At 71.2% G+C, this 8,187-nt stretch carries 7 protein-coding genes and 1 pseudogene; all 8 read left to right on the top strand.

Going from position 1 to position 8,187, the window contains the following annotated elements:
• Nucleotides 1-110 precede the first annotated feature (110 nt).
• Entirely contained in the window at nucleotides 111-1,532 is a 1,422-nt protein-coding gene (locus ACFYNP_RS38225; protein WP_388792056.1) for a hypothetical protein, read from the top strand.
• Between the two features lie 118 nt (nucleotides 1,533-1,650).
• Nucleotides 1,651-3,750: a transposase gene (locus ACFYNP_RS38220; protein WP_388792054.1), complete on the top strand. Its 2,100-nt coding sequence runs from the start codon at nucleotides 1,651-1,653 to the stop codon at nucleotides 3,748-3,750.
• Nucleotides 3,751-3,800: 50 nt separating this feature from the next.
• Complete coding sequence (locus tag ACFYNP_RS38215; protein WP_388792060.1) at nucleotides 3,801-4,778, top strand: TniB family NTP-binding protein; 978 nt, start codon at nucleotides 3,801-3,803, stop codon at nucleotides 4,776-4,778.
• Between the two features lie 41 nt (nucleotides 4,779-4,819).
• Nucleotides 4,820-5,203 (top strand): annotated as a pseudogene (locus ACFYNP_RS38210) (TniQ family protein); the annotation flags it as partial.
• 2 nt (nucleotides 5,204-5,205) lie between these two features.
• Nucleotides 5,206-5,697 (top strand): hypothetical protein, encoded by a 492-nt coding sequence (locus ACFYNP_RS38205; protein WP_388792062.1) that lies wholly within the window; start codon nucleotides 5,206-5,208, stop codon nucleotides 5,695-5,697.
• Nucleotides 5,698-6,050: 353 nt separating this feature from the next.
• On the top strand, nucleotides 6,051-6,395 hold the full coding sequence (locus tag ACFYNP_RS38200; protein WP_388420574.1) for a hypothetical protein: 345 nt from the start codon (nucleotides 6,051-6,053) through the stop codon (nucleotides 6,393-6,395).
• Nucleotides 6,395-6,718 (top strand): hypothetical protein, encoded by a 324-nt coding sequence (locus tag ACFYNP_RS38195; RefSeq protein ID WP_388420575.1) that lies wholly within the window; start codon nucleotides 6,395-6,397, stop codon nucleotides 6,716-6,718. Before ACFYNP_RS38200 ends, ACFYNP_RS38195 begins: the two co-directional genes overlap by 1 nt.
• 599 nt (nucleotides 6,719-7,317) lie before the next feature.
• Nucleotides 7,318-7,803 carry a DUF4265 domain-containing protein gene (locus ACFYNP_RS38190; RefSeq protein WP_388792058.1) on the top strand — a complete coding sequence of 162 codons (486 nt, stop codon included), beginning with the start codon at nucleotides 7,318-7,320 and terminating at the stop codon, nucleotides 7,801-7,803.
• Nucleotides 7,804-8,187 lie beyond the last annotated feature (384 nt).

Here is an 8,187-nt window from a genome sequence, read left to right as displayed (position 1 = left end):
TCCGGCAGCAACGGCTTGATTCTTGCCCACTGGGCGTCAGTCAATGACACACATCAACAAACGATCAGATGATCCGAAGGAAACGGCCTAGCCGGACCACGGTGCAGCGGATGCGGCTGGTCTACCAGCGGCAGGGGCTGTGGGGGCTGGTAGACAAGCGCCACCTGCGCACCGGATCGGCGACCGGGCGTACCGACGAGCGTGTGGTGGCCGCCGTACTGGAGGCCCTCCGCCGGTGCCGCGGCCGGTCGAAGACCACCACCGGGCAGGTCATCGAGCTGGCCGAGCAGATCGTGGCGGACACCTACGGCCCGGGGAGTGTGAAGCTGCCCGGCCGCTCGTCGCTGTACCGGCTGGTGAAGGTGCTGGCGGATCCCGCCGAGCCGCCGGGCAGTGCGGCGCGCACCGCTACCGGCACGGCCCGCCCGGGCGGCCCGCCGCCTGCGCTGCAGCCTGCCGAGCGGGTCCACGTCGCCACCGTCCGCCTGGGTCTGCGGGCGGTGGGCGAGGACGGGGGTGTGGTGCCGGTGGCGGTGACGGCGGCACTGGACACGGCGAGCGGCTGCGTGCTGGCCGCCGTGCTGCATCCGCAGCAGGACGGGCCGGTTTCGTTGTCGGTGCTGCTGGCCGAGATGGCCGTGCCCAGGCCGCAGCGCCCGGGCTGGCCGGCCCTGCTGGAGCAGGCCCATGCGGGCGGGCCTGTCCGGCGGCTGGTGTCACTGCCCGCTCGGATCGAAGCCACCGCGGCGCGTCCTGCGGCCGTGCCAGAGACGCTCGTCGTCGCCCCGTCCACGGCCGCCGTCAGCCCCGCTGTCCTGGCCGTGTGCGAGGGCCTGGGCATCAGCCTGGAGCCGGCCCCGTCCCGGACGGCGGGCACCCGCCGCGGCGCCGCGTACACGTTGGAGGTCCTCGCCGGCCTGTTCGCGCGGCACGCCACCGCGGCGGAGGAAGCATGCGCAGCGGGAGAGGCCGCCGGGGCGTACTGGAGCATGCCGCAGCTGCAGGACCTGCTGGACGAATGGATCACCGTCAGGTGGCACCAGCGGCCCCAGGAGCAGCTGCGCCATCCGCTGCTGCCCCGGGCGGGGCTCGCCCCCCAGGAGATGTGGGAGGTGCTGCTGGGCGTGGCCGGGACGGTGCCGCTGCCGCTGGCCGGGCAGCACTACGGCGAACTGCTGCCGGCAGCCCGGTGCGCCCTCACCGATTCCGGGATCCGGCTGGGCGGGCGCCGCTACGACGATGCGTGTCTGGACGAACACCGCGGCCGCGGCCGACGGTGGGAGGTCCACCACCACCCCACGACCCGCGGCAGGTCTTCGTCCGGCTGCCCGACGGCCTGCTCCACGCGATCGGGTGGGCCGACGGCGAGCACACCCTGCGCCCGTTCGACGAGATGGTCCGGCGCCGCACCGGCAGCGTCCTTGCGCGCCGCGGCGCGGGCGCACCGCCCGGCAGCGAGGCGGCCGGCGGTTCCGGCGAGACAGGGCGCACCGCGGACGTCGCGGCCGTGGAAGGGATCGCCGACGGCATGATGGTGCACGACGCTGACGGCGGTGTCGGCGACCGCATTGCCCGGGATACCGGCGGGTTTGGGGTGTACGACCCGCAGGCGGAGGCCGAACTGTGGTGAGTGCACACGGCGGCCGCCCAGTGGCTGGCGCCCGGCACCGGCAGGTCAAGCTCGGGGCGTACGTGACGTTCGAGGGCCGCGCCTGGCAGGTGGCCGCCGTGGCCGGGGCGTCGGTGCGCCTCGTCGACGAGTGCGGGCAGACCGCCTCCGTGCTTGCCTCCTTCCTGTTCGCCGACCCCGCCTTCGCCGTGGCGGACTCCCCCTCCGCTGCCGTGCCGCCGTGGGGGCTGCTGGAGTCGGTGCCCGAGCGGGAGCGCGAGCGGGCCCTGGCCTGGCAACGGCACATCCGCGAGGTCGAGACCGGGCTGCCCGGCGGGCCGGCAAGCGGCGGGACACCCCGGCCCGAATACGACCCGGCCCGGCAGTCGATGGCCGAGCGGGAACAGGCCAAGGCCGACGAACTCGCCCGGCTGGGCTGGCCCCAGGTCAGCCGGGCCACCGTGCGCCGTATGCGCGCCCGATACCACGCGAGCGGCCTGATCGGGCTGATCCCCCGCCGCAAACCCTCGCGTGCGACAGGGCGGGCCGATGAGCGGGTGGTGGCCGCCGTGCTGGAGGCGCTGCGCCGCCAGCGCGGCCGCTCGAAGGGCACGCTGAAGGGGCTGCGGGAGCTGACCGGGCAGATCCTGGCCGACACGCACGGGCCGGGCGTGATGGAGTTGCCGCCGCCGTCGACGTTCAACCGGCTGGCGCGCGTGCTCGCCGATCCTCTGGAGCATCCCGGACGGCCGGCCCGCACCGCCACCACCACGCCGGTACGGCCGTACACGCCGACGGTGGCGCTGCGGCCGGGCGAGCTGGTGCAGGTCGACACCACCCGCCTCGACGTGATGGCCGTCGGCGAGGACGGGAAGCCGGTGCGCCCGGAGCTGACAATCGCTCTCGATGTGGCGACCCGCTCGGTAGTGGCGGCCGTGCTGCGTGAGGAGGGCACCAAGGCCGTGGACGCGGCGCTGCTGCTGGCGGAGATGGCCGTGCCCCATCCCGCACGGCCCGGCTGGCCCGGCCACCTGCGCCTGTCCCACGCCGCCGTCCCCTACGACCGGCTCCTCGCCCAGGACGAGCGGCTGGAACAGGCGGCAGCGCGGCCGGTGGTGGTGCCGGAGACGATCGTCATCGACCGCGGGGCCATCTTCGTCTCCGCAGCTTTCCTGGCCGCCTGCGAGACCCTCGGGGTGAGCGTGCAGCCCGCGCCACCGCGTTCCCCTGCCGCCAAGGGCGCCGTCGAGCGGACCTTCGGCAGTATCAACACACTCGTCGCCCAGCACATCGCCGGCTACACCGGCTCCCACGTCCTCGAACGCGGCGAGGCGGTGGAGGACGAAGCGCGGTTCACCGTGGCCCAGTTGCAGGAGCTGCTGGACGAATGGATCACCGCCCGCTGGCAGCACCGCCCCCACGAGGGCCTGCGCCATCCCCTCCTGCCCAAGAAGGCCCTCACCCCGAACGAGATGTGGGGCGCACTGCTGGGCGCGTCCGGGTACGTGCCGCTTCCGCTGGCCGGCGCCGACTACCTGGAACTGCTGCCCGTACGCTTCCACCCCATCACCGGCCGCGGCATCCGCATCAACTACCGCACCTACGACCACGCCTGCCTGAATGAGCATCGCGGCCGGCCCTCCCCCACCGGGCCCGGAGGCGGGTGGGAGGTCCACCTCAACCCGCACGACGTGCGACAGATCTACATCCGCCTGCCCGACGGACACCTGCACGAGATCCCGTGGATCCACCGCGACCACGTCCACGACCCCATGGGCGAGACCGCATGGCGCCACATCCGCGCCGCTGTGAACCGGCGCGTCGACCGCGAGCGCCACGAGGCCGACCTGGCCGAGGCCGCCGACCAGGTCCTGCGCCGCGCCCGGCCCACCACCGCGGCACAACCAGCACCGCCCAAGACGACGCCGGGCACCCACACCGCAAAAGCAGCCCCCCACGCAACGGGCGACCAACCAGCGGCGAGCCTTTACGAGGCCGAGGACAGCCTCGACGCACTGGAAGCCCGAGCCCAGGCCGAGGCCCGTGACGACGCAGGCGCCGACGAGCCCGGCGCGCACCTGCTGCCGGGAAGCGGCGTACTCACGCTGTACGACGCTGATCAGGAGGCCGAACTGTGGTGACCCGTACCGATCCCCCCGCCCCGGGTGACGGGGAGGCAGCCGCGGGGGCGGTGACGACGTTCGACGCCTTCGCTCGCTTCGCCCACGCCGCACCCCCCACACCACCACAGCCGGGTCAGGCACCACGGCCGGTGGAGGAACGCCTCGCCTACCACTCCCAGTTCGTCACCGTGCGCACCCCGGCCATCGAGACCCTGGCACGCCAGGTCCGCACACTGATGGTCCTCGGCCGGCATCAGCAAGTGACCGCACGCCCCAGCCTGATCGTCACCGGGCCGGCCACCACCGGCAAGACCACCGCACTGCTGCAGGTCGGCCGGACCTGCCACCTCGCCCACACCCGCCGCGCCGCCCCGGGCGACGACAGTGTGCCGGTGGCGTATGTGCTGGTGCCGCCCGGCGCCACCGCCAAGACCCTGGCCGGGGAGTTTGCCCGCTACCTCGGCATCCCCGTGGCCGCCCGCATGACCACCGCACAGATCACCACCGCCGTCTGCCACACCTACACCGCAGCCGGCATCAAGCTCGTACTGATCGACGAGATCCACCGGCTCAACCCCCGCACATCCACCGGCGCGGAAGCCGCCGACTGGCTCAAGGACCTCACCGAACGCGTGCCCGCCACCTTCGTCTACGCCGGCATCGACGTCACCGCCAGCGCCGTCTTCACCGGAGTACGCGGAGCGCAACTCGCCGGACGGGCCTCCCTGATCGACTGCGGCGCATTGCCCGCACGCTCCGGCGACCGCGAACCGTTCCGCGAACTGATCACCGCCCTGGAAGCGGCCCTCGACCTCACCGCGCACCGCCCGGGCACCCTGCCCAGACTCACGCCCTACCTCCACGAGAGGACCGCCGGACGGATCGGCAGCCTGGCCCGCCTGATCCGACAAGCCGCTATCGAAGCCATCCTCGACAGCAGCGAACGCATCACCAAAGGGCTGCTGGACTCCATCGCGCTCGACCACCTCGCCGAAGAGCACTACCGGCCCCGCACCCCCCGCCGCACCCGGCCCGGCAACCGGTGACCGCCCCCACCGCGACCCGCCCCGCCGTGCGAACCGGCACCATGTGGCCCACCCCTCCCGGCGCACTGCACGTAAGGCCACTACCCCGCGAGAGCGCCGCCTCCTACCTCACCCGCCTCGCAGCCGCCTACCACCTCTCCCCCGCCCACCTCCTCGACGGCCTGCACATCACCACCACCGGCAGCGTTGCGGTCCCGCCCGCCACCGAAATCCACCTCAGCAACGAAGCCACCCGCCGCCTGTCCCACTTCACCCGCATCCCGCCCGCACACCTCGCCCGCGCCCTGCCCCGCCGGCCCCCACCCGCCGCCATCGGCACAGCTGGCACTGCCACCGCCCGCTGGCAGCCCGCCCCGCCCGCGCTGCAGCCGCTGCCTGCATGCACCGCCTGCACCATCCGCCGCAGCCCCCACCAAGCCGTCCCCGCATGGATCCACCCGGCACCCGACCTGCCCAGAATCATGATCTGCACCCGCCACCAGCAGGCCACCAGCAGGCCGCCAGCGACCCCAGACACCCCGCACCCCTCGACATCCGCCCCGTCCCCGAACTCACACAGGCCCACCTCGGCGCCCGCCGCCCCACAGCGACCTCCCTGAGCTGGGCATCGACGATCACGACGCGCTGGTACGACCACCACCAACACCTGCACGAACGCTGGCACACACGCCTGGGCCGGCTCACCACCGCCAACCCCCACATCCCCCCAGGCCCGGCCTCCCCCACACTGACCTGCCGCAACCTGATCACCTACCCCGAGACCCTCACCCTCGCCGCGGCCCTCGACCGCCTACCCCCACACCCCCTCACACGCGCCCAGCAGACCGACTTCCTCCACGACCTGGCCAGCCGCCTTCACCTGCCCCGCCTCGCACCCGCCGACCACGACCTGCTCTGGCAACGCCTACACACCCGCTGACCCCCCACATGCCCCTGCTGCCCCGACCTCAGCACGTCGGCCGACAAGTCCCCCGTACCTATAGGCGCACCAACCACCCTGCGCAAAAGACGGCACCGCACTCAGCTCACTGCGCAGTACCAAACAGCCAGCTCAGCCCATGTGCCAGCGGTCACCCACGCTCTGGCATCACGTCAGCCTCACCGCAGGAACAGAAATGCCGCTCAGTACAGCTGAACAACAGCAGGCCACAATCAAGATCATTAAGCAGCCGCAACAGCTACGCCACACCAGGGGTGATCGAGTGAGCGTCCACGTGGAGGGATGCCACGCCCCGCGCTTCGCCTGACCGCGGCGATCGTCATCATGGGGCTATGGACAACCCGAACCTGACCACCGGCAGTATCTGGCGGCTCCACCACGGCGACCAGGAGATTGCCCGGCTGACTGTGACCGGCGCCGGCATGCCGTGGGTCAACGCAGAGGTGGAGACACTTCCTGGCTTCGAAGAGTTCCGTCCTGCCTTCGCCGAGCAAGAGCGGGCCATTGATGAGGAGGACTGGGAGCGCGCCGACGCCTGCTACGCGCAGATCCGAAGCGCACTCGCTCTGTGGTTCCCCGACGGCAGCCCGGTCGCGGAGTTCATGTTGCACATCCACGACGACGGTACCGCCGGCTGGCGCTGGCACGACGAGCCCTTCGACGTGGTGGACCAGTGATGCGCTGGGTGCGTTGCTTCTGGGACGAGGAAGCCATCACGTTCTACTTCGAACTCGACGCTGACGGATACGTTATCCGGCAAGTCGAGTTTCAAGAGCCCGGAGGCGAGGCTTTGGCCGCCGCATCGCTGGCCGAATGGCAAGAAGCTCAAAAGGGCGATCGGCTGGCGGAATATGAGGGCATCTACGGGGTGACCGCAGAACCACCCATCTCTGAATGGGAGGGGCATGATCCGCGGTGGCTGTCGGCCAACGAGTTCGAGAGCGTTTGGTCGACCGCCCGCCAGCAGATCGCGAACCGGCACCGGCGACTTCCTTCCTGAACGCATCCACTACGTTCCGCTCGATGATCAGCCGCTTGCGGGCACCCATCACAGCTGTTGTCCTTGTCTCCACCGGGAGGACTCATGCCCTCGCCGTCCCGAAGTTGCAGCCGGTACCGCGCTTCGGCCGCACCGACCACCTCTTCGCCCAGGGACCGGACAAGGCATGCGAGAAACACTCGAGAGACGACGGCGCCAAGGGCCCCCGCCCTCATCACTGGGCGGCCGTCCAAGTCCCCGTGATCGAGGGATTCGACGGCGAGCGTCCCACCCATCACCGCTGGGCGCCGGCCCGGCGCAGCATCAGCAGACCCGATCAGATCCGGGCCGCTTGGTGGAGCGAATTGATGCGGAGTTCGGACATCGGACTCTTCCGAACCCGGGCTGGGTGAGCGAGTGGACGGCGGGGCGCTGGTGGTGGCGGCGCATTCGGGAACGGTGACGCCGCCGTCAGCCGGACCCGGGTGGTGTGTGGGGGCTTTGGTCACGCCGGGGCACAAAGCCCTGCGCGGGGAGCCGGGAAAGGGCGAGACCGCCCCGCTTTGTGGTGCCGGCGGCCGGCCCACCCGGTGCGGGGCGGTGTCGAACAAGGCGGCATGATGCCCGTCATGGGCGACACAGGCGAGAAGATCAAGATCTGGTTCCGGTTCGTTCCCCGCGAGGGATGGCTTCCGCAGGACACCGAGGGCCTATGGGGGACGAAACTCAGCGAAGACACTGCCAGGGTACGCAACGCCCCTTTCCTCCAGGACGGAGTGGCTGAAGGCGACGTGGTGCGGTTCACCACCGACTCCGACGGACTCCACTGGGCTGTGGGACGGGTCAGCGCCTCCGGCAACTGCACCATTCGCGTTACGTCCGCCCCCGACGGCCCCCTGGGGCGCAGCCCTCAAGCGGTGCACCAGCGCCTTACACCGTTCGGACTCGGAGGCGAGGTCTTCAGCAAGGAATTCCCCATGGTGGCCTTCACCGTTCCCTCCGGGGCGGACTTCGCCGGTGTCAAAGCGCTCCTGGCTCAAGGGGAAGCAGAAGGCTGGTGGTATCACGAGGTCGGCTGCGCCAACGACGAGTGGTGGAACGCCTGACACGCTGCCTGACTGTCCACCAGCCTTCACGGCAAAGCTCCCGGCCGCGGCAGCGGCACTACAGAAACCTCCACCGCCTGGCCGTGAAATAGAAGGCGGCTCACAGCCGCAGCGTCCCACCGTGGACGACGGCACGCTCCGGTCATGGTCAGAACCGCAACCGTGACCAGGACGGGAACGCGGTGCCGGACCTGCACCACATCACCACCCGCAACACGCCGTCGCCGAACACCACACCCCCGGCACAGGACGGGCCGATGGACTACCGGCTGGAGCCCTACCGCCGCCACCTAGGCGCTGTTTCTCGGATCTCCTGACGTGGGTGGGGTGTTGGGGTCAGGCTTGCGGTATGGGTCGTGGGGATCTGACGAACGCGGAATGGGA

It is taken from the genome of Streptomyces sp. NPDC006691 (assembly GCF_042869955.1).
Lineage (GTDB): Bacteria > Actinomycetota > Actinomycetes > Streptomycetales > Streptomycetaceae > Streptomyces.
Note: the sequence above shows the minus strand (reverse complement) of the source record. Positions and strands in the feature narration are given on the sequence as shown.